At 65.4% G+C, this 19,422-nt stretch carries 18 protein-coding genes and 2 pseudogenes; 5 read left to right on the top strand and 15 right to left on the bottom strand.

The window, feature by feature from the left end; genetic code table 11:
* The 4 genes and pseudogenes from A6M56_RS03610 to A6M56_RS03595 form a co-directional block, all read right to left on the bottom strand.
* Positions 1-909 (bottom strand): annotated as a pseudogene (locus tag A6M56_RS03610) (IS3 family transposase); the annotation flags it as partial.
* Positions 910-1,023: 114 nt separating this feature from the next.
* A complete protein-coding gene (locus A6M56_RS03605) occupies positions 1,024-1,716 on the bottom strand; it encodes a glutathione binding-like protein (RefSeq protein ID WP_045786600.1) in 693 nt (230 codons plus the stop codon).
* A gap of 169 nt (positions 1,717-1,885) precedes the next feature.
* Positions 1,886-3,145, bottom strand: coding sequence for an acyl-CoA dehydrogenase family protein (locus tag A6M56_RS03600; RefSeq protein ID WP_102079677.1), 1,260 nt, complete (start codon positions 3,143-3,145; stop codon positions 1,886-1,888).
* A gap of 78 nt (positions 3,146-3,223) precedes the next feature.
* Positions 3,224-3,664, bottom strand: coding sequence for a PaaI family thioesterase (locus tag A6M56_RS03595; RefSeq protein WP_045786602.1), 441 nt, complete (start codon positions 3,662-3,664; stop codon positions 3,224-3,226).
* Between the two features lie 67 nt (positions 3,665-3,731).
* On the opposite strand from A6M56_RS03595, the gene A6M56_RS03590 reads away from it, so the two are divergent.
* Positions 3,732-4,679, top strand: coding sequence for a LysR family transcriptional regulator (locus tag A6M56_RS03590; protein ID WP_045787836.1), 948 nt, complete (start codon positions 3,732-3,734; stop codon positions 4,677-4,679).
* On the opposite strand, the gene A6M56_RS03585 is transcribed toward A6M56_RS03590, so the two are convergent.
* On the bottom strand, positions 4,607-5,575 hold the full coding sequence (locus A6M56_RS03585) for a LysR family transcriptional regulator (protein ID WP_045786603.1): 969 nt from the start codon (positions 5,573-5,575) through the stop codon (positions 4,607-4,609). The genes A6M56_RS03590 and A6M56_RS03585 overlap by 73 nt on opposite strands.
* Before the next feature lie 107 nt (positions 5,576-5,682).
* Between A6M56_RS03585 and A6M56_RS03580 the strand changes: the two genes are divergently transcribed.
* Positions 5,683-6,099 (top strand): VOC family protein, encoded by a 417-nt coding sequence (locus tag A6M56_RS03580; RefSeq protein ID WP_045786604.1) that lies wholly within the window; start codon positions 5,683-5,685, stop codon positions 6,097-6,099.
* Between the two features lie 8 nt (positions 6,100-6,107).
* Here A6M56_RS03580 and A6M56_RS03575 read toward each other — a convergent pair whose 3' ends face one another.
* From A6M56_RS03575 to A6M56_RS03560, 4 genes are read right to left on the bottom strand one after another with little or no spacing between them, the layout of a single operon-like run.
* Complete coding sequence (locus A6M56_RS03575) at positions 6,108-7,196, bottom strand: phosphotransferase (protein WP_045786605.1); 1,089 nt, start codon at positions 7,194-7,196, stop codon at positions 6,108-6,110.
* Positions 7,197-7,234: 38 nt separating this feature from the next.
* Positions 7,235-7,969 (bottom strand): histidine phosphatase family protein, encoded by a 735-nt coding sequence (locus tag A6M56_RS03570; RefSeq protein ID WP_045786606.1) that lies wholly within the window; start codon positions 7,967-7,969, stop codon positions 7,235-7,237.
* A gap of 2 nt (positions 7,970-7,971) precedes the next feature.
* Positions 7,972-8,751, bottom strand: a complete 780-nt coding sequence (locus A6M56_RS03565; RefSeq protein ID WP_102079678.1) for an oxepin-CoA hydrolase, alternative type — start codon at positions 8,749-8,751, stop codon at positions 7,972-7,974.
* Positions 8,752-8,777: 26 nt separating this feature from the next.
* Positions 8,778-10,349 (bottom strand): 3-hydroxyacyl-CoA dehydrogenase, encoded by a 1,572-nt coding sequence (locus A6M56_RS03560; RefSeq protein WP_145997185.1) that lies wholly within the window; start codon positions 10,347-10,349, stop codon positions 8,778-8,780.
* A 50-nt stretch (positions 10,350-10,399) separates the two neighbouring features.
* Here A6M56_RS03560 and A6M56_RS03555 point away from each other — a divergent pair, with 50 nt between their 5' ends.
* Positions 10,400-11,053 carry a glutathione S-transferase gene (locus A6M56_RS03555; protein ID WP_062739613.1) on the top strand — a complete coding sequence of 218 codons (654 nt, stop codon included), beginning with the start codon at positions 10,400-10,402 and terminating at the stop codon, positions 11,051-11,053.
* 15 nt (positions 11,054-11,068) lie between these two features.
* On the opposite strand, the gene A6M56_RS03550 is transcribed toward A6M56_RS03555, so the two are convergent.
* Entirely contained in the window at positions 11,069-12,265 is a 1,197-nt protein-coding gene (locus tag A6M56_RS03550) for a pyridoxal phosphate-dependent aminotransferase (RefSeq protein ID WP_102079680.1), read from the bottom strand.
* A 25-nt stretch (positions 12,266-12,290) separates the two neighbouring features.
* On the bottom strand, positions 12,291-12,788 hold the full coding sequence (locus A6M56_RS03545) for a putative toxin-antitoxin system toxin component, PIN family (RefSeq protein ID WP_102079681.1): 498 nt from the start codon (positions 12,786-12,788) through the stop codon (positions 12,291-12,293).
* A 37-nt stretch (positions 12,789-12,825) separates the two neighbouring features.
* On the opposite strand from A6M56_RS03545, the gene yaaA reads away from it, so the two are divergent.
* Positions 12,826-13,599, top strand: coding sequence for a peroxide stress protein YaaA (gene yaaA / locus A6M56_RS03540; protein ID WP_045787837.1), 774 nt, complete (start codon positions 12,826-12,828; stop codon positions 13,597-13,599).
* 14 nt (positions 13,600-13,613) lie between these two features.
* A complete protein-coding gene (locus tag A6M56_RS03535) occupies positions 13,614-14,759 on the top strand; it encodes a M14 family metallopeptidase (protein ID WP_102079682.1) in 1,146 nt (381 codons plus the stop codon).
* Between the two features lie 39 nt (positions 14,760-14,798).
* Here A6M56_RS03535 and A6M56_RS03530 read toward each other — a convergent pair whose 3' ends face one another.
* From A6M56_RS03530 to A6M56_RS03510, 4 genes and pseudogenes are all read right to left on the bottom strand, one after another.
* A complete protein-coding gene (locus A6M56_RS03530; RefSeq protein WP_102079683.1) occupies positions 14,799-15,635 on the bottom strand; it encodes a BspC domain-containing protein in 837 nt (278 codons plus the stop codon).
* A 150-nt stretch (positions 15,636-15,785) separates the two neighbouring features.
* Positions 15,786-17,363, bottom strand: a complete 1,578-nt coding sequence (locus A6M56_RS03525; protein WP_102079684.1) for an ABC transporter substrate-binding protein — start codon at positions 17,361-17,363, stop codon at positions 15,786-15,788.
* A gap of 152 nt (positions 17,364-17,515) precedes the next feature.
* Positions 17,516-18,727 carry a DUF2863 family protein gene (locus A6M56_RS03520; protein ID WP_062739610.1) on the bottom strand — a complete coding sequence of 404 codons (1,212 nt, stop codon included), beginning with the start codon at positions 18,725-18,727 and terminating at the stop codon, positions 17,516-17,518.
* A gap of 539 nt (positions 18,728-19,266) precedes the next feature.
* A pseudogene (locus tag A6M56_RS03510) lies at positions 19,267-19,422 on the bottom strand (IS3 family transposase); the annotation flags it as partial.

The raw sequence follows: 19,422 nt of genomic DNA, 5'->3' as shown, positions 1-19,422 counted from the left end.
AGATGTGCACGGACTGGGCCACTATGCGCTCGGCCTGCTGCAGATCGGCGGGGCGGCTGAGCAAGAACTGGCCCTTGAGGATTCCGTTGACGCGCTCGGCCAGGGCGTTCTGATAGCAGTCGTAGCCGTCGGTCATCGAGCATGTCAGGCCGTGCCGTTTGTGGATGCGCTGATACTCGCTGGAGCAATATTGGATGCCGCGATCCGAGTGGCGCACCAGCTGCTGCTTGGTCTGGCGCGTCTTGAGCGCCATCTTCAGTACTCGGCTGACCGACTCGGCATGCAGGCTCTCGTGCACGTGGTAGCCGACGATCTTGCGTGAGTACGCGTCCGTCACCAGGCTCAGGTACGCGCAGCGTCCTGCAGTCGGCAAGTACGTGATGTCGGTCACCCAGAACTGCTCCGGGCCTGTGGGGACGACTTGGTTCGGACCTTCCTTGAGCAGGTTCGGGTGCCGCCGGAAACGGTGGTGGCTGTGTGTAGTCTTGTGATACGCCCGTTGTTGGGGAACCAGCAGGCGCGCGGCACGCAGCAGGACGAACAACCGGTCACGCCCGAGTGCGATGCCCGCCTGCGTGGGTTCAGGCGCGAGCAGGTGGTGCAGCTTGCGCGTACCCAGGCGCGGCTGGCGCAGGCGCACGTGCCGCACCAGCGTGGTGACCTGCTCGACCTGGGCGCTGCGGGTGCGCTCGCGCGCGCAGCGCTTGTAGTACGCCTGGCGGCTGATGCCGATGTATCGGCAGGCCCGCTCGACACTCAGCCCTTGGACAGCACCGTCGAGCGACCCTGGATTGCGTACCGCTGCTGCGCCTGCTTGTAGCTCAGTTCGCCTCTTTCGACCTGCTCCACGACCGACAGCGTAAAAGCCAGACTGTAGTCCCGCTGCGTTCGCTTCTTTGCCCCTTGCATCTTGACTCTCCTTGCTCCACCAGGAAAAAGTGTCAACCTTATTCAGGACGGGTCAACAAAAACAAAAAAGGCCACCAAACAAGGCAGCCCTTCCAGCAAAAGGAAAACGCCAGATCAACGCCGCTCGTACTGCGTCGCCCCGAAGAGAATCTCCTTCGCTTTGTCGTCCTGCACAGCCGGCCGTTCCTTGGCGAGCACCTTCACCGCGCGCTGTACGGCGGGGCGTTCTTCAATCGCTTCAAACCAGCGCTGCAGCTTCGGATAATCCGACAGCTCGATCCCCTGGTTCTTCCAGCTGCGCAGCCACGGCCACGTCGCAATGTCGGCGATGGAGTAATCCGCGCCGCCGAGGAACTTCGATTCACCCAGGCGCTTGTCGATCACGCCATACAGCCGCTTGGCTTCGTTCGTATACCGATTGACCGCGTACTCGATCTTCTCGGGCGCGTAGATGCGGAAGTGGTGCGCCTGGCCGAGCATCGGGCCGACGCCGCCCATCTGGAACATCAGCCACTGCAGCACTTCGTATTTGCCGCGCACGTCGTCGGGCAGGAACTTGCCCGTCTTGCCGGCGAGGTACAGCAGGATCGCGCCCGATTCGAACAGCGAGATCGGTTTGCCGTCCGGGCCATCCTGATCGACGATGGCCGGGATCTTGTTGTTGGGGCTGATCTTGAGGAAGTCGGGTTTGAACTGGTCGCCGGCGCCGATGTTGATGCCGTGAACGCGGTAAGGCAGCTCGCATTCTTCCAGCATGATGTGCACTTTGTGCCCGTTGGGCGTGGCCCAGCTATAGACGTCGATCATCGAGTTCGCTCCTTGGCTTCTGACCGGGAAGAGAGGTGCGGGCCACCAGCAGCCCGCAAAGTGTTCCATTCCAGCACAGAACGCAGAAACGCGCAGACGCCGGGCAGAGGGCAAAAAAATCCCCGCTCAAGGCGGGGTTAAGGAGTGAACGGTACGGCCGTGCGGCGTATCAGGCGCCGCGCGTGACGGGCATGTCGACAACGTCCTTCAGGTGCAGATGCTTGGCCAGTTCCAGCTTGGCGATGGCGGCGCGGTGCACTTCGTCAGGGCCGTCGGCCAGGCGCAGCGTGCGCTGGTGTGCGTAGGCTGAGGCCAGCGGGAAGTCGCCCGACACGCCGCCGCCGCCGTGTGCCTGGATCGCCCAGTCGACGATCTGGCAGGCGATGTTCGGGGCCACGACCTTGATCATCGCGATCTCGGCCTTGGCGACCTTGTTGCCGACGGTGTCCATCATGTACGCGGCCTTCAGCGTCAGCAGGCGGGCCTGTTCGATCATGCAGCGGGCTTCGGCAATGCGTTCGTGCCAGACGCTGTGCTGCGCGATGGCCTTGCCGAATGCGATGCGGGAACTCAAGCGCTTGCACATCAGTTCGAGCGCGCGCTCGGCCACGCCGATGCTGCGCATGCAGTGGTGGATACGGCCCGGGCCGAGGCGGCCCTGCGCGATCTCGAAGCCGCGGCCTTCACCGAGCAGGATGTTGCCCACCGGCACGCGCACGTCTTTGAGGTCGACTTCCATGTGGCCGTGCGGTGCATCGTCGTAACCGAACACGCTCAGCGGGCGCATGACCGTGATGCCGGGCGTGTTGGCGGGCACCACGATCATCGATTGCTGCTCGTGGCGGCCGGCATCGGGGTTGGTCTTGCCCATGACGATGTAGACGGCGCAGCGCGGGTCGCCGGCGCCCGACGACCACCACTTGCGGCCGTTGATGACGTACTCGTCGCCTTGACGTTCGATGCGGCATTCGATGTTGGTGGCGTCCGACGAGGCCACGGCCGGCTCGGTCATCAGGAAGGCCGAGCGGATCTCGCCACGCAGCAGCGGCTCCAGCCAGCGGTCTTTCAGCTCTTCGGACGCGTAGCGCTCCAGCGTTTCCATGTTGCCGGTGTCGGGCGCGGAGCAGTTGAACACTTCCGGCGCCCAGGGCACCCGGCCCATGATTTCGCACAGCGGCGCGTATTCGAGGTTCGACAGGCCTTCGGGCGCGCGCGGCGAACGCGGCAGGAACAGGTTCCACAGCCCGGCCTTGCGTGCCAGCGGCTTGAGTTCTTCGATGAGCTTGGTCGGAATCCACGCGTTGCCGGCACGGCGGTTGGCTTCGATTTCTTTGTGGAAGCGGTGCTCGTTCGGGTAGATGTGCTGGTCGAAGAACTCGAGCAGGCGTGCCTGCATTTCCTTGACCTTGGGCGTGTAATCGAAATTCATGGTGTCTCCTCAGTACATCGAACAAGCGCCTCGAACGGGCAGCCATCAATCAGTTCAGACCAGACGCTCGGCTATGCGTCAGACACGCCCGCCGAGCACTGCAAACACGGCACTGGCGCGGGCAACCAACCGGTCGCCGCAGTGGAAAAGGGCCTGCGCAAAGGCCAGCTTGCTGCCCGTGCGCAACCCTTCCGGGGTGATCTCGATCCAGTCGCCTTCTCCGGCAGAGGCGATGAAATCCACCGTCAGGCTGGCTGTGGACATGGCCAGCGCGCCTCCGGTGCCTTCGCCGGGCTCTGCCAGGCAATACCCGAGCGCCGCGTCGGCCAGCGAGGCGACCACTCCGCCGTGCAGGATGCCGCGCCGGTTCAGGTGGTGTGCCAGCACATGAAAGCCCATCACCATCGACGGGCCCATGCCACGCGCATACACCGGCCCGAGCATCGTCAGGAAGGGGCTGGGCCTGGTCAGCGTTTCAAAGCCGGCGGGGACGGTGGGTGCGGTCTGGGCAATCGTCATGCGCCCAGCATAAGCCTTAGCCTACAATAAGAAAAATGAATTTCGTGGATTGCCGTTCATCAATGTCATGCATATTTCCCGCGTCGACCTGAACCTGTTCGTCGTCTTCGATGCCATCTATACGGAAGGCGGCATCACTGCGGCCGCGCGTACGCTCAACCTGACGCAGCCGGCGGTCAGCCACGCGCTGGGCCGGCTGCGTGAGCTGTTCGACGACGCGCTGTTCGAGCGCCGCGGACAAGGCATGGTGCCGACGCCGCTGGCCCGCACGCTCATCGCCGAGGTGCGCACCGCGCTGCAGGGTTTCGAGCGCACCCTGCGCGAGGGCACGCGCTTCGATCCGGCCACCAGTGAACGCCGCTTCACGCTGTCGATGCGCGACGCGCTGGAGGCGACACTGCTGCCGCCGCTCATGGCGGCCATCGCCAAGGAGGCCCCGCGCATCGACCTGACGACCGTGCGTGGAGACCGCCGCCAGCTGGAGGCGGAGCTGCTGGCCGGGACGATCGACGCAGCGGCCGACATCCTGCTGCCCGCATCGCCCGCCATTCGGCATGCGCCGCTGCTGAACGATCCGATGGTGGTGCTGGCGCGCCCCGGCCACCCGGTCACGCAGGGGCCGCTCACGCTGGAGCGCTATCTGGCATGCGAGCACGTGCATGTGTCGTCACGGCGGCGCGGGGCGGGCCTTGAAGATGTGGAATTGCGCCGGCTGGGCCACGAGCGCCGTGTGCGGCTGCGCTGCCAGCACTATCCGGCTGCGTGCCGCGTGGTGAGCTGCACGGACCTGTTGGCCACGCTGCCGGTCCGGTATGCGCGCATTGCCAACGAGCCATATGGCAACGTCATGCTGCCGCTGCCGTTCAACGTGCCGCCGCTGGAGCTCTACCTGTACTGGCACACCAGCAGCGACCAGGACGCAGCCAGCCGCTGGCTACGCGATCATGTCTTCGCCGCGATGGCGGAAGTGGCCCTGGACGATGCCGTCGCCGCTTTTGCCGAGGGGAACGGATAACGCGCGCTGAATTCGGCAAAGCGCGCCGCGAGAAAATCGGCACAGGCGGTCAGCCGCGCCGGGCGATGGCGGCGCGCGAGGCTGACCAGCTGCAGTGGCGTGGGCGCGTGGCTCCAGGCCGGCAGCGCGACTTCCAGCCGGCCGGCGTACACGTCCTGTGCCACATCGAGCCACGATTTGAATGCGAGCCCGCGTCCGGCCACGGCCCAATCGCGCACGACGGCGCCGTCATCGCATTGAAAGTCGCCACGGACATCGACAGGAGCCGGGCCGCTTGCATGGGTGAGCTGCCAGCGCGTCACGGGCTCGCCGTTGCGCAGCATGATGAGGCAGCGGTGGTCGGCCAGATCACTGGGGTGCGCAGGACGGCCGTGCTGGTTGAAATACGAAGGCGCGCCGACGATCACGCGTGGATGCATCGCCATTGGCCGCCGCACCAGCGCCGAGTCCTGCAGATGCCCGTAGCGCAGCGCGAGGTCGAGGTCTTCGCGCATCAGGTCGGCAAGCCGGTCACCGAGCACGAGCGTGATGCGCACGCCAGGGTGTGCGTCGCAGAAGGCGTCGAGCCAAGGGCGCAGGATGTGCCGGCCCAGGTCGGATGTGGCCGCAATGCGGATCGGGCCGGAGAGCTCGGTGCGGTCCTGGCCGAGGCTTTCCGCGCCTTCGTCCAGTGCCTCCAGGGCTTGCCTGGCATACCCCAGATAGCGCTGACCGGCCTCGGTCGGGCGCATGCTGCGCGTGGTGCGTTCGAACAGGCGTGCGCCGAGTTCGGTTTCCACGCGCTTGAGCGCCGCGCTGGCGGTGGCGGGCAGCCAGCCAAGCTGCCGTGCTGCGGCGGACAGGTTGCCGGCATCAGCAATGCGCACCAGCAGGCGCAGGTCGTCGAGGGCGATCATTGTCAAAGCGTGTTTGGAGAATCGTCAAAGCATAGCCAGATTGTCTTGTTTTTGTTTGATGAAAGAATGGCCGCGATCGATTTACGGTCATTGCAAGGAGGCATCCCATGACAGCCGGCAGCGATTGGACATTCGACCACGTGAACTTTCACGTGGCGGGCCCAGGGTCGATCCATTCGCCCATCCTCAAGTTCTTCGAAGACGTGCTTGGCTGGAAGCCTGGGCCGCGCCCGGCGTTTCCGTTTCCCGGGGCGTGGCTGTACCAGGGCGACGATGCGCTGGTGCACCTCGTGGATCGTGAGGGCGATGCCCCCGAGATGGTGTTCTCGCACATCTGCTTCCGCACGCAGCAGGACGCATCGACGGTGCTCGCGAAGGTGCGCGCGAGCGGTCTGCCGTATCAGGTGCGCCGGCACCCGGAGCGCACCGCCGTACAGATCTTCGTGCAGATGCCCGGCGCGGTGATGCTGGAACTGGAAGCCCGCCAGTCCGGCCCGTTGGACGAGGCCCGCGGGTACGCCTGAGCCGTGCGTCAGGCGCCGGCCTGCTGGGCGTACTTCCACCCCAGCTCGGCCATCGGCCGGGCGCGCTTGCCGGCTTCGAGCGCCTGCGCGGAAGACGCCGTGCCGTCCACCACGCGCTTCATGATTCCCTGCAGGATGCCGGCAATGCGGAACATGTTGTAGGCGAGATAGAAGTTCCAGTCGCCGGTGATGCGGCGGCCGGTGCGTTGTTCGTATTGGCGGATGTAGTCGGCTTCTGTGGGGATGCCCAACGCGGCGAAGTCCAGCCCGGCCACGCCACGGAACTGTCCCGGCTCGATGTGCCAGCTCATGCAGTGGTAGCTGAAATCGGCCAGCGGGTGGCCCAGCGTGGACAGCTCCCAGTCGAGGATGGCCAGCACGCGCGGCTCGGTCGGGTGGAAGATCAGGTTGTCGAGCCGGTAGTCGCCGTGAACGATGCTGGTCACTTCCTGTGCCTCTTGCGGCACGTGGTGCGGCAGCCAGGCGATGAGGTTGTCCATCGCCGGAATCGACTCGGTTTCCGACAGCTTGTACTGCTTGCTCCAGCGTTCGATCTGGCGCGCGAAGTAGTTGCCTGGCTTGCCGTAATCCGCCAGGCCGATGGCGGCGTAGTCCACGGTGTGCAGCGCCGAGATGACGCGGTTCATCTCGTCATAGATGGCGGTGCGCTCGGCCGGCGCCATGCCGGGCAGGGCCTGGTCCCACAGCACGCGGCCCTGCACGAACTCCATGATGTAGAACGCCCGGCCGATCACGGCTTCGTCTTCGCACAGCGCGTACATCTTCGCGACGGGCACATCGGTCTTGGCGAGTGCGTCCATCACCCGGTATTCGCGCTCGATGGCATGTGCAGACGGCAGCAGCTTTGCTTTCGGCCCGGGCTTGGCGCGCATGACGTAGGTGCGCGACGGGGTGATCAGCTTGAAGGTGGGGTTCGACTGGCCGCCCTTGAATTGCTCGACGCTGAGCGGGCCGGTAAAGCCCTGCACATGTTCGCGCATCCACGCTTCGAGCGCGCCGACGTCGAACTTCTGCTGTTCCGCCACCGGGCGTGTGCCTTCGAAGGCCGAGAAATCCTGCTGCTCCGTTTGTGCCATGGGTGTGTCTCCGAATCTTGTTGTGTGTCGAGGAAAGATCAGGTCGGCTGGCGATGGCGCAGGTACTGCTGCAGCAGTACCTCCATCGTCGTCAGCCGCGAGCCGAGGTGTGCGGGCGAGGGCGGCGAGAAATTGCTCATGCGCAGCACCCAGTCGGTTGGGGCGTCGCCCACGTCGAGCACGTTGATGCAGCCGGCGGTCTGCGCGAGGTTGCCGAAGAACACCCGCTCGCCGCCCGTGATGGCATGCGAGAGGATCGCGCGGTTGGTGCCGCCGTGGAGCACGAGCAGGATGGTGTCCCAGTCGGGCAGGGCACGCAGGCGTGCGATGGCCGGGATCACGCGGTCGAGGAATTCACCGACGCTTTCGCCGTTCAGGAAGCGACGGTCTTCATGCACCGTGCCTTCAAACGCACCGATGAAGGCTTGCGCGACTTCATGTTCGGGAATCTCCGCCAGCTTGCCGCCGCGGATTTCCTGCAGCTCGGGCCATGCCTCCAGCGCGATGCCGCGTTCCTGCATCGCGGGCATCTCGGCCAGCACGCGCTGCGCGGTCTCCACGGTGCGCGGCAGGCCGCTGACGATCACGCGGTCGAAGACAATGTTCTCCGCGGCAAGGATCTTCCCCGCAGCGGTGGCCTGGCTGCGGCCGAGTTCGTTGAGCGGTACGGCCTCGGGCGAGGGCACGGGGCGGCCGGTCTCATCGAAGTACGTCACGGCGCCATGGCGCATCAGATAGACGCGCCGGCGCTTGGGCGTCGGGAAGGGGACCATGCTCAGCGATATTGTGGTTTGCGCTTCTGCAGGAAGGCGGAGATACCTTCGTTGCCATCGGTGTGATGCAGTGCTTCGACAAAGCTGTGCTGCTCGGCTCTCAGGTGGTCGTGCAGCGAGGCGTCTTCCGCATTGGCGATCAGGCCCTTGATGCGACCGACCGCATGCGGCGATTGCGCAGCAAGCTTCTCGGCCAGCACCAGGGCATGGTCGAGCGCCTCGCCGGGTTTGACGACTTCATTGATGATGCCGAAATGCGCGAGCCGTTCCGCGGTCACGGGCTTGCCGAGCATGATGATCTCGCTCGCCAGCGGGCGCGGCAGGAAGCGCGCGATATGCCAGGAGCCTCCGCCATCCGGCGTGAGCGCCACGTTCACATAGGCCATCACGAACTTCGCGTCTGACGCGGCCACCGCAAAGTCGCACGCCAGCACCAGCGAAAAACCCGCGCCCGCTGCCGGGCCTTCCACCGCGGCAATCACCGGCTTCGGGAACGTGCGGATCGTCTCGATCCAGTGGTTGAGTGCGTCGATGCCTTCTTCCTGCACGCTCTTCGGCTTGCTGCGGTTTTCCAGCAGGCGGTTCAGGTTGCCGCCCGCGCAGAACGCGTTGCCCGCGCCGGTAAAGATGATGGCGCGGATCTCGTTGTCGTTGGCGGCGCGGTCCATCGCCTCCATCGACGTGGTGTACATCACCGGGTCGAGCGCGTTGCGCGCGTCGGGATTGGACAACGTCAGCACCAGCGTCGAGCCGATGCGCTTGGAGAGCAATTGCGCGGTCATGGTGGCCTCGTGAGGGTAAGCGGCAATCAGGCGTCAGGCGTAAGCAGCGACATGCCCAGACGCGCACGACGCAACAGCCACGGGCTCGGGCGGTAACGCGGGTCGCCGTAGAGCGTGTAGAGGTTCTGCAGCACCTCCAGGATGGCGGTCGTGCCGAGCGTGTCCCCCAGCGCCAGCGGCCCTTGGGGGTAGCCCAGGCCCAGCGTGACGGCGAGGTCGATGTCGCCCGGCGTGGCAATGCGCTGCTGCGCAATGTCGCACGCAATGTTGACGATGCACGCGACGATGCGTTGTGCGACAAAGCCGCCCGAATCGCGGATCACCGTGACGGGGACGCCGTCGGAAGCCAGCAGGCCGTGCGCGGCATCGCGGTACGCCGCATCGGTGGCGGGCGTGGTCATGAGCGTGCGGCGCTTGGCGGCGGCAAACGGGTAGAGCGTGTCGAGCGCCACGGTGCGCCGTGCGTCGAGCCCTTCGGCCGCCACGCATGCCGTGGCATCGAGGCCGCGCGGCGTGGCGATGATGAGGGCATCGGCTGAAGGTTTGGCACCAGCCTCGGGCGTGACGCCAAGGTCCAGCATCAGGCGTTGCGCGGCGGCGTGGCCGGCCTCGTGCGCGCGGCTGATCCAGACGGAAGACGGGCGCGCAGCCGGCGCGGGCGCTTCGGCAGGCACCTGCTTCTGCCCGTCGGGATATCGGTAGAAGCCTTCGCCGGTCTTGCGGCCGAGGATGCCGCCCGCCAAGCGCACGGCGGTCATCTGCGACGGCCGATAACGCGGTTCGTCATAGAACTGGCGATAGACCGATTCCATCACGGGGTGCGAAACGTCGAGCCCCGTCAGGTCCATCAGCTCGAACGGCCCCATGCGAAAGCCGGCTTGCTCGCGCATGATGGCGTCGATGTCGGCAAAGCCGGCCGCACTTTCCTGGGCGATGCGCAGGCCCTCGGTGTTCATGCCGCGGCCGGCGTGGTTGACGATGAAGCCGGGCATGTCGATGCAGCGCACGGCCGTGTGGCCCATGCGCTTGGCCAGCGCGGCGAGGGCATCGCCGGTGGCGGGTGCGCTGCGCAGGCCGGCGATCACTTCCACCACCTTCATCAGCGGCACGGGATTGAAGAAGTGGAACCCCGCCACGCGCTCCGGGTGCTGGCATGCCGCGGCAATCGCGGTGATGGACAGCGAAGACGTGTTTGATGCCAGGATCGCGTCCGGGCGCACGATGTCTTCAAGCTGGCGGAACAGGTCACGCTTGACGTCGAGCTTCTCGACGATGGCCTCGACCACGAGATCGCAGTCGGCCAGATCAGTGAGGGCGGCGGCGGGAACGAGCCGCGCGACGGTGGCGTCGGCTTCCTCCGGCGTCATCTTTCCCTTGGCGGCCAGCTTGGCGAGCGTATCCGCCAGTGCCGTACGCGCCGCTTCCACGGCTTGCGGGTTGGCGTCGAACAGCTTGACGCGCAACCCGGCCTGGGCCGCGATCTGCGCAATGCCACGGCCCATGGCGCCGGTGCCCACAATCCCGAGAGTCTGCATGGAAAACCTGCTGCGATCGAAAGAAGTCTGGCTAAAATAGCACGAGCGTGCGATTTTTGGCATCCGCGCCAACCATGACAGGCCGCACCCATCCACCAAGGAGACTGCTTCACATGCTGACGCTATACGGTTTTTCTGCGAGCAACTACTACAACAAGGTCAAGCTCGCGCTGATGGAGAAGGGCCTCCCGTTCGAGGAATCGCTGCGTTGGCCGGACCAGACCGACGGCGAGATCTCGCCGCTGCACAAGGTGCCGTACCTGGTGGGCGAAGACGGGGGCCTGTGCGAATCGCAGGTCATCATCGACTATCTGGAATCGCGCTATCCGCAGCGCCCGCTGATTCCGGCAGACCCGTTCAAGGCGGCCAAGGTGCGCGAGGTCGTCACCTTCCTCGAGCTGCACCTGGAGTTGGTCGCGCGACAGCTGTATCCCGAAGCGTTCTTCGGCGGCAAGATCAGCGACAACCTGAAGGCGAAAACGCGCGAACAGCTGCAGAAGAACATTCCGGCGGCGGCCAAGCTGTTCAAGTTCGCGCCGTATGTGGCGGGCGACACGTTCACCATTGCCGACTGCGCGGCCATCGTGCATTTCCCGCTGGTGAGCTCCGCCTGCAAGATCATCTACGGCGAAGACCTCCTCGCGCAGATCGAAGGCGTGAAGCCGTACCTGGCGAAGATGACCGAGAACCCGAATGTGCAGAAGGTCAACGCAGACCGCAAGGTCAACACGGAGCAGATGCTGGCGTATTACGCCAGCAAGCGTTGAATGCCCGTTGCGGCGTTACACCTTCGATAGACGCTCCAGCGCCAGTTGGAGCGTTTCGTCTTTCTTGGCAAAGCAAAACCGCACCACGCCTGATTCGTGCGGCTGCGAATAGAACGCCGACACGGGGATCGCCGCCACGCCAATCTCGCTCGTCAGCCACGTGGCGAACTCTGCTTCCGGCAGAGCGGAGATGGCACTGTAGTCCACGCACTGGAAATACGTGCCCTGGCATGGCAGCAGCTTGAATCGCGTCTTCGCAAGACCCGCACGGAACAGATCGCGCTTGTGCTGGTAGAACGCGGGCAGCTCCAGATACGGCCGCGGATCGGCCATGTAGGTCGCCAACCCGTGCTGCACCGGCGTGTTGACGGTGAACACGTTGAACTGATGCACCTTGCGGAACTCCGCCATGAGTGCGGCCGGCGCGGCCACGTAGCCAACCTTCCAGCCCGTCACGTGATACGTCTTGCCGAAGCTCGACACCACGAAAGCGCGACGCGCCAGCTCCGGAATGCGCGCCACCGATGCATGCGGCACGCCGTCGTACACCATGTGCTCGTACACCTCGTCGGAGAGCAGCAGCACGTTGGTCGGGGCGAGGATTTCCGCCAGCTTCTGCATATCGTCCGCATGCCACACAGTGCCTGTCGGATTGTGCGGCGTGTTCAGCATGATCAGGCGCGTGCGCGGTGTGATCGCAGCGGCCAGCGTGTCGAACGGGATGCGGAAGTCCGGCGCGTTCAGCGTGATGGGCACGACCTTGCCGCCCGCCAGCTCGATCGACGGGATGTAACTGTCGTATGTCGGCTCGAACACGATGACTTCATCGCCGGGATGCACGCAGCACAGCACGGTCGTCAGCAGCGCCTGCGTGGCGCCCGCGGTGATGGTGATCTCGCGGTCGGCATCGTACGCGTGGCCGTAGAGCTTGGCGACCTTCGCGGCGATGGCCTGACGCAATGCGGGCACGCCCGTCATCGGCGGGTATTGGTTCAGGCCCGCGCGCATCGCATCGGACACCGCATCGACGATGCGCGGGTCGCAGTCGAAATCCGGGAAGCCCTGGCCGAGGTTGACGGCCTGCTTTTCAGCAGCCAGCGCCGACATCACGGTGAAGATGGTCGTGCCGACATTCGGCAGCCGCGAGGGCAGTGGGGGAAGGGACGCGATGGGCGCGGGCGTTTCAGCGGGGCGTGCGGCAGCGGTGGTCATGACTTCAGCTTGAGCGAGGACTGTCTTACAACTGGACTTCCGAAACAAACTGCTTGGGCGGGAGCACCGCCACGTCGCAATATTTGGCCATGCGCCGCTTGAGCTTGAGCACGGCCTTGTCCTTGGAGACCAGATACGTGGCGCTTGCGGCATCGGCCAGCGCGAGGAATTTCTGGTCGTCGCGATCCTTGCAGCGCGGCACGAACGTTTCGCCGTTTGCGCGGGCCGCTTCCTCTGGGTCTGCCACCGAGCGCGTGACGCGATCGACCCAGGCCAGCGCGGCCTGCGCATCGACGGCGTAGTGCGCGAATTGCGGATAGCCGAGCACGCGTCGCAGTTCCTCGCGGCAGGCCGGGCTGATGATGGCGTCCAGGCGGCCTGCCTCCAGCGCCGCGCGAATGGGGCGCGCAACCGCATCGTCGAAGACGAGAATGTCGACCCAGATGTTGGAGTCCAGCACCACGCGCGGCGCGGCGCAGGGGCGGGCGGGGGACGAAGGAGCGAGGGCGGCAGCGTCTGCCATTCGATACAATTCAAGACTTGTGAACCGCGATTCTGACATGATCATCGTCCTCTCGCCGGCCAAGTCGCTCGACTACGAGACGCCGCCGCGCATCAAGACCCACACGCTGCCCGATTTCATCGCGCGCTCCGCAGAACTCATCGAAGTGCTTCGCAAGCTGTCGCCCGCCCAGATCGGCACGCTGATGCACATTTCCGACCCGCTGGCCGTGCTCAACGCCACGCGCTATGCCGATTGGTCGCCAGAATTCACCGCCGAGAACAGCAAGCAGGCCGCGCTGGCCTTCGATGGCGACGTGTACGGCGGGCTCGATGCGAATTCGCTGTCGGCCGACGATCTGCAATTTGCGCAGAAGCATCTGCGAATCCTCTCCGGCCTGTATGGCGTGCTGCGCCCGCTCGACTGGATGCAGCCATACCGCCTCGAAATGGGCACGCGCCTGGCCAACCCGCGCGGCAAGGACCTCTACGCTTTCTGGGGCGACGACGTGACGCTCGCCCTCAACGAGCTGTTCAAGGCCGACGACGATCCCGTGCTCGTCAATCTCGCGTCGGAAGAGTATTTCAAGGTGGTGCGGCCCAAGGTGCTCAAGGCGCGCATCGTCACGCCGGTGTTTGAGGACTGGAAGAACGGCCAGTACAAGATCATCTCGTTCTACGCAAAGCGCGCGCGCGGCCTGATGGCGCGTTACGCGATCGAGCACCGCATCACCGATCCGCGCAAGCTCAAGGCGTTCGACGTCGACGGCTATGCCTTTGCCACTGCCGATTCCGACGACGAGCGCTGGGTCTTCCGCCGCAAGCCCACCTGATGACAGGATCCGACATGACTGCCAATCAACCGTACATTTCCAGCGTATTCGACAGCGGCGCCATCGAAATCGTCGATGTCGCCCGCGCCGATGCCATCCGCCTGCGCATTCGCCGCGATTCGCACGCGGATTTCACGCAGTGGTTCCACTTCCGCCTGCAGGGCGTGCAGGGCCAGGCGTGCCAGCTCGCGTTCGAAAATGCGGGCGAATGCACCTATGCGGCGGGTTGGAAGGACTACCAGGCCGTCGCCTCATACGACCGCGAACACTGGTTCCGCGTGCCGACGCGCTATGACGGCAGGACCATGACCATCGAGGTGACGCCCGAGCACGACAGCATCTGGTTTGCCTACTTCGAGCCGTATTCCGATGAGCGTCACCTGTCGCTGGTGGCAGCGGCGCAAACGAAGCCCGGCGTGCGCACGCAGCGCCTGGGCAGCACGGTGCAAGGTCGTGACATGACGTGCATCACCGTCGGCGAGCCAGCGCCCGGCAAGAAGAACGTGTGGATCATCGCCCGCCAGCATCCCGGCGAGACGATGGCCGAGTGGTTCGTGGAAGGTCTGGTCGCCCGCCTCACGCGGCAGGGCGTATGGGGCGTGGATTCAGTGGGCCGACTGCTCACCGAGCGCGCCGTGTTTCACATCGTGCCGAACATGAACCCTGACGGGTCGGCGCTGGGCAACCTGCGCACCAACGCGGCCGGCGCCAACCTGAATCGGGAGTGGATGGAGCCCGACGCCGAGCGCAGTCCTGAAGTCCTGTGCGTGCGCCGGGCCATCGAGGAGACCGGCGTCGACCTGTTCTTCGATATCCACGGCGACGAGGCGCTCCCCTACGTATTCGTGGCTGGCAGTGAAATGCTGCCGGGCTTCACCGATGCCCAGCGTGCCGACCAGGACCGCTTTGTCGCAGCGTTCCTGCGCGCGTCGCCCGACTTCCAGACGCAATACGGCTACGAGGCGAGCAAGTACAACGAAGACGCGCTCAAGCTCGCCTCCAAGTACATCGGCCACACGTACCGGTGCCTGGCGCTGACGCTCGAAATGCCGTTCAAGGACAACGCCAACCTGCCCGACGCGCGCGTCGGCTGGAACGGCGCCCGCAGCGCCGCGTTGGGCGCGGCCATGCTGCAGGCCATCCTCGAATATCTGGGCTGAAGACCAGCGCGGCGCCGCCAGGTGGGCGGCGCGACGCGCTTAGTTGGACGACTTCTTCTTCGTCGTTTTCTTGGCAGCCGACTTGGCAGTGGACTTCGTTGCCGTGGTCGACTTGGTCTTGGCTGTGCTGCCCTTGGTGGCCTTGACCGAGGACTTTGCCGCGCCCTTGCCCTTGGCGGCAGACTTGCCGTGCGACACGGCAGCGTTCGTGCAGCGGTGCCCGCGACGGCAGTGGGTGCGCACCGTCGTGGACGACGGTGCGGCCGCCGGGGCGGCAAACGGCTGGCCATTCGCATCGAGCAGCTCGTACGCGAGCATCATGCCTTCGTCGTAGCCGCAGCGGACTTTGACCGGCTCCCACTGGTCGCTGCCCGTGCCGCGCTTGTGGACGGCGGCGCTGAAGCTCACGACGCTGGAGACCTTGATCGCGCCTTGCTTGCTCGACGAGAAGCGCGAGTCCCACGGTTCAACCTTGGCCTGCCCTTCGGACAGGGCGCCGGTCGGCAGGCGGAACTGGTCGAAGTTCGTCGAGCGCGGGATGATCCAGCTCGCGTGTGCGGCACAGTCGGCCACATCGGGGCGGGCGTTCTCGGATTTGATTAAACGGTCGCGGGTCTGCGCGCGGTATTCGGACAAGCTGATCTTGTCCTTGGGCGGCAGGTTCACTGTGGTGGTGCTCTCGCTGTCAGAGGCGTCGAAGACGATGGGCGGCGTGGTGCGTGCGGGCTGCGGGGCCGGCTTGGCTTGCACGGCCGGTGTGCTCGGCGTCGCGGTGGCGGTCGCCTGTGCCGACGTGTCGGTCGGTTCGGTCTGCAGGTTGGAGCAGGCGGCCAGCAGGGCGACGACGCCGAGACAGAGTAGTTTGGGTCGCAACATCTCGAGTGTTACAGGGGGGTCGGCATGGAAAAACGCCATGATAGAGGAAAGCCCGGGATGAAAGTTCCTGCGGCTTACCCGAATGCGCTCCAGTGCGGCATTCGAGGCGATTTAGCTGTAACAGCGCGTTACGACGTTGCGCTGCCCCCATCACTGCTTGGTGAACAGCCACGCGAGCGACCACTCATCGGTGCGCGCCTCATACCGGATGCCCTTGCGCATTGCCCACGTGGCCAACTGGTGGTGCGACGGGATGATCGCGTAGTCCCGCTGTGCGAAGCGCGTGGCGGTCTTGGCGGCTTGCTCGTGCGCCTGCTCGCTCGACACGGTGGACAGCGACGCCTGCACCAGCTTGTCCAGTTCCGGATTGCTGTAGCGGCCCCAGTTCCACGACCCGTAACCGGTCTGGGGATTTGGCGTGCCGAGAATGCTGCGCAGCGCCACATCCGCCGCCACCGAACCCCAGCCGAGCATCATGAAGGAGAACTCGCCCTGGCGCGCGCGTGAGAAGTACACCGCCAGCGGCAGGGTCTCGACCTTGGTCTGGATGCCGATGCGCGTGAGCAGCTGGGCGGTGGTCTGTGCGACCTGAGCGTCGTTCAGATAGCGGTTGTTGGTGGCGTGCAGCGTGAGCCCGAAGCCGTCGGGGTAGCCGGCCTCGGCGAGCAGCTTCTTCGCGCGGTCCGGGTCGTATGCAATCGGTTTGCCTCCCGGGTGGCCGAAGATCTGCGGCGACACAATGCTGGACGCCACCACGCCCTGGCCCTCCAGCACGCGGCTGACGATGGCATCGCGATTGATGGCCAGCGCCACCGCTTCCCGCACGCGGTGGTCCTTGAACGGGTTCTTCGTCAGCGGCTTGCCGGCCTTGTCCGTCACGAACGGCGAGACGTCGCGGCCCTGGTCCATCTGCCAGAAGATGGTACGCCACGACACCTGCTGCTCGAGGTGGAAGTTCGGGTTCTGCTTGATGCGCGGCACGTCGGCAGCGGGCACGGCCTCGACGACATCCACGTCCCCGGAAAGCAGTGCAGCCGTGCGCGCAGCGTTGTCGGTGATGATCTTGAAGGTGACCTTGTCCCACTGCGGCGCGCGGCCCCAGTAGTGCGGGTTCTTCTTCAGCACGATTTCCTGCCCGCGCGTGAAGTGATCGAACAGGAACGGCCCCGTGCCGATCATCGCGCGGCCGGCGTCAAAGTCCGCCTGCGAAGCATTGGCCACCCTCTTGGGAAGGATCGGCAGGCTGTTGAGGTCGTTCGGGATGCTCGCGTAATTCGGAATCGACACCTTCAGCCGCACCGTGAGCGGATCGACGATCTGCACGTCGGTGATCGACTTCGTATAGCTGGTGAACGGGCCCGGGCTGTTGGTCAGGCGTGCCGGCCGTTCGATCGAGGCTTTCACGTCTTCGCCGGTGAAGGGCGTGCCGTCGCTCCACTTCACGTTGGGGCGCAGCTTGATCTCCCACGTGTTGGCGTCGATGGGCTTCCACGACGTGGCCAGGCCCGGCGTGTAGCGGCCGTTCTTGTCCAGGAAGACCAGCGACTCGAAGACGTGCAGCGCCATCGCGTTGTTCGGGCCTGCATTGTTCCACTGCGGGTCCATGGACGTCACGTCGGCGGACAGGCCGATGCGCAGATCGTCGGCCAGGGCGGCAGCGGCGTTGCCAGCCAGTGCGCATGCGGCCAGGCCGCGGATCAGGGCGCGAATGAAGGGGCGATGGGCCATCGGGGAGCTCCTCGGGTTCGGGCGGTGATGCCAGGTGGCGGGTTCGTCATTGTGCCGCAGGCCGCGCAAGCGCGTGCTGCGCAATCCGACAAATCATATGAGCCGGCGTGGCGTAAAAAAAGCCACCCGGAGGTGGCTTGCTTGCATCGGCTTCAGTGGAACAGCGGCTGCTGCGTCGGTGCGTCTTCGGGCATCTCTGCGTGGACGATCTCGGCCGCGCGGTCTGCATAGAGCGGGGCGCCGCAGTCTTCGCAGTATTCGGGCTCGAAGAGCTGGCCGTGGCGGAAGATGTCTTCAATGCCGCATGCGCGCAGTTCGTCGCAGATCTGCTCAAGGGGGCTGCCCGGTTCGCCCTCTGCAGTCAGGTCGGTCGCACCGCCATCGCGGCCGTAGACGGGCCAGACAATGCCGTAGATGAGGTCTTTCTCGCCGCGCACGGTGAAGGCCACGCGGTATTCCTCGATCTGCTCCTCGCCAAATGCGCCGATGATCGCGCCGAAGCGGTTGGCCGGCATGTCGAGCGCGCCCTGCAGGTAGTTGACCGCGGCGCGCACCGTGAGCGGGCGGATGCGCTTGTCGGATTCGCGGCACGACAGGAAGAACGCATCCGGCAGCAGCAGCTCGAACTCGCAGCCGGGCATCAGGGTCGAGACGGTCGGCGTGACTTGCTGGCGCCATTGCTCGAGGCATGCGGAGCGCTCGGCGTGGTGTTCCTTGGCGTCTTCCTGCCAGCGGAACAGCGGCTGGCCGTGCTGCGCCACGACGATGGCCAGCAGATAGCGCGGGTCTGCAAGGATCGGTGCGGTTTCGGGCATGTCGCGCAGATCGACCTTGGGCGGCTGACCCGACAGCGCATAGGCGGTCAGTTTGTGCGTCAGCGCAAAGGTATCGGAATGCGTGCGCGGCAGCTGGTCGATGCTGTACAGGTAGGGCGCCAGCGCCACGCGGGCGTTCGACGCCATCACGTGCGCCTGGAGGTGCACCTGCAGGGTCTGCGCCAGTTCCGGCTTGATGGCGCCGGAGGGAATGACGTAGCGCGTATGCGCGAGGATGGGCGCCGCGATGAGCAGCGCGTCATACTCGACGCCGCCTGAGCTCACGACCGCCGATTCGGCCAACGTTTCGGCCTGCTCGGCCAGCACGTCGGAAGCCTCTTCGTTGTGCTTGAAAAGATGATCGAGTGCGGCGTCGAGCGCCGTCTGGCTGCCGTTCTTGAGCAGCCGCGAAAGACGTTCGGACAGCCGTTGTTCCCAATACACGTCTTCGATGCGACTGCCCGATGCGTCGAGCGCGAGCGCGTCGGCCACAAGCCGTTCTGCATCGGGGGAAAGACGTTGGGGGGCCTTGGAGCGGAATCCTGCCATGCTGTGCCGTACCGGTCGTTGGAAGAATGAAGGGGCATTATTTTACCCTCGGACGCCACCGTACGATGCCTATCGGTGAAACCCTTACGACGAAAACGTCAGGGTTTGGCGGTGGGTACCGAGGCGCCAGCTGCGACGTTGCCGCTCGCTGCGGGCGCCGAAGCGGCGGCCGGCTCCGAGGCAGCCGGCGTACTTGCCGGTGCTGCCGGTGCTGCCGGTGCTTCGGCCGCGGATGCAGCGGGGGGCGCCAGGGGCGGCGGCGCTGGGACAGGGGCAACTGCTACGGCGGGCGCGGCCGCAGCCGGTGTCTGCGCGTCGGTCTGGGGGGCCTTGAACAGGATATAGAAGACGGCGGCTGCCACGACGATGAGGGCAAGTACCACTTGGGCCATGGGTGCGGGACTCCAGCAGGGAAACGGTCAGGCGGCGGAGGGCGCCTCGGCGCCGCGGGGCAAGCATGCCGCGCGGCCTAATCGGCACACTGTACCAAAGCATGCGCGCCGGGTGGGACATCGTCACCTTGTTTGATAGGCCAATGTCTAGTCCTGATATAGGTTGACACTCAGTTCAGCCACTAGACGCCCGATGCACCGCATCGGGCGCTTTGTATTTCAGGGCCTGATGCGGCCGCTCATGGTTGCAGATGTGCACGGACTGGGCCACTATGCGCTCGGCCTGCTGCAGATCGGCGGGGC

The sequence above is a fragment of the Ralstonia sp. RL genome, from assembly GCF_001683835.1.
Taxonomy (GTDB): Bacteria; Pseudomonadota; Gammaproteobacteria; order Burkholderiales; family Burkholderiaceae; genus Ralstonia; species Ralstonia mannitolilytica.
Note: the sequence above shows the minus strand (reverse complement) of the source record. Positions and strands in the feature narration are given on the sequence as shown.

Bases quoted from the DNA above. Each gene is read 5' to 3' on its own strand.
- A6M56_RS03605 (WP_045786600.1), bottom strand. From the start codon at position 1,716: ATGATCGACGTCTATAGCTGGGCCACGCCCAACGGGCACAAAGTGCAC.
- A6M56_RS03600 (WP_102079677.1), bottom strand. From the start codon at position 3,145: ATGAATTTCGATTACACGCCCAAGGTCAAGGAAATGCAGGCACGCCTG.
- A6M56_RS03595 (WP_045786602.1), bottom strand. From the start codon at position 3,664: ATGACGATTGCCCAGACCGCACCCACCGTCCCCGCCGGCTTTGAAACG.
- A6M56_RS03590 (WP_045787836.1), top strand. From the start codon at position 3,732: ATGCATATTTCCCGCGTCGACCTGAACCTGTTCGTCGTCTTCGATGCC.
- A6M56_RS03585 (WP_045786603.1), bottom strand. From the start codon at position 5,575: ATGATCGCCCTCGACGACCTGCGCCTGCTGGTGCGCATTGCTGATGCC.
- A6M56_RS03580 (WP_045786604.1), top strand. From the start codon at position 5,683: ATGACAGCCGGCAGCGATTGGACATTCGACCACGTGAACTTTCACGTG.
- A6M56_RS03575 (WP_045786605.1), bottom strand. From the start codon at position 7,196: ATGGCACAAACGGAGCAGCAGGATTTCTCGGCCTTCGAAGGCACACGC.
- A6M56_RS03570 (WP_045786606.1), bottom strand. From the start codon at position 7,969: ATGGTCCCCTTCCCGACGCCCAAGCGCCGGCGCGTCTATCTGATGCGC.
- A6M56_RS03565 (WP_102079678.1), bottom strand. From the start codon at position 8,751: ATGACCGCGCAATTGCTCTCCAAGCGCATCGGCTCGACGCTGGTGCTG.
- A6M56_RS03560 (WP_145997185.1), bottom strand. From the start codon at position 10,349: ATGCCAAAAATCGCACGCTCGTGCTATTTTAGCCAGACTTCTTTCGAT.
- A6M56_RS03555 (WP_062739613.1), top strand. From the start codon at position 10,400: ATGCTGACGCTATACGGTTTTTCTGCGAGCAACTACTACAACAAGGTC.
- A6M56_RS03550 (WP_102079680.1), bottom strand. From the start codon at position 12,265: ATGACCACCGCTGCCGCACGCCCCGCTGAAACGCCCGCGCCCATCGCG.
- A6M56_RS03545 (WP_102079681.1), bottom strand. From the start codon at position 12,788: ATGGCAGACGCTGCCGCCCTCGCTCCTTCGTCCCCCGCCCGCCCCTGC.
- yaaA (WP_045787837.1), top strand. From the start codon at position 12,826: ATGATCATCGTCCTCTCGCCGGCCAAGTCGCTCGACTACGAGACGCCG.
- A6M56_RS03535 (WP_102079682.1), top strand. From the start codon at position 13,614: ATGACTGCCAATCAACCGTACATTTCCAGCGTATTCGACAGCGGCGCC.
- A6M56_RS03530 (WP_102079683.1), bottom strand. From the start codon at position 15,635: ATGTTGCGACCCAAACTACTCTGTCTCGGCGTCGTCGCCCTGCTGGCC.
- A6M56_RS03525 (WP_102079684.1), bottom strand. From the start codon at position 17,363: ATGGCCCATCGCCCCTTCATTCGCGCCCTGATCCGCGGCCTGGCCGCA.
- A6M56_RS03520 (WP_062739610.1), bottom strand. From the start codon at position 18,727: ATGGCAGGATTCCGCTCCAAGGCCCCCCAACGTCTTTCCCCCGATGCA.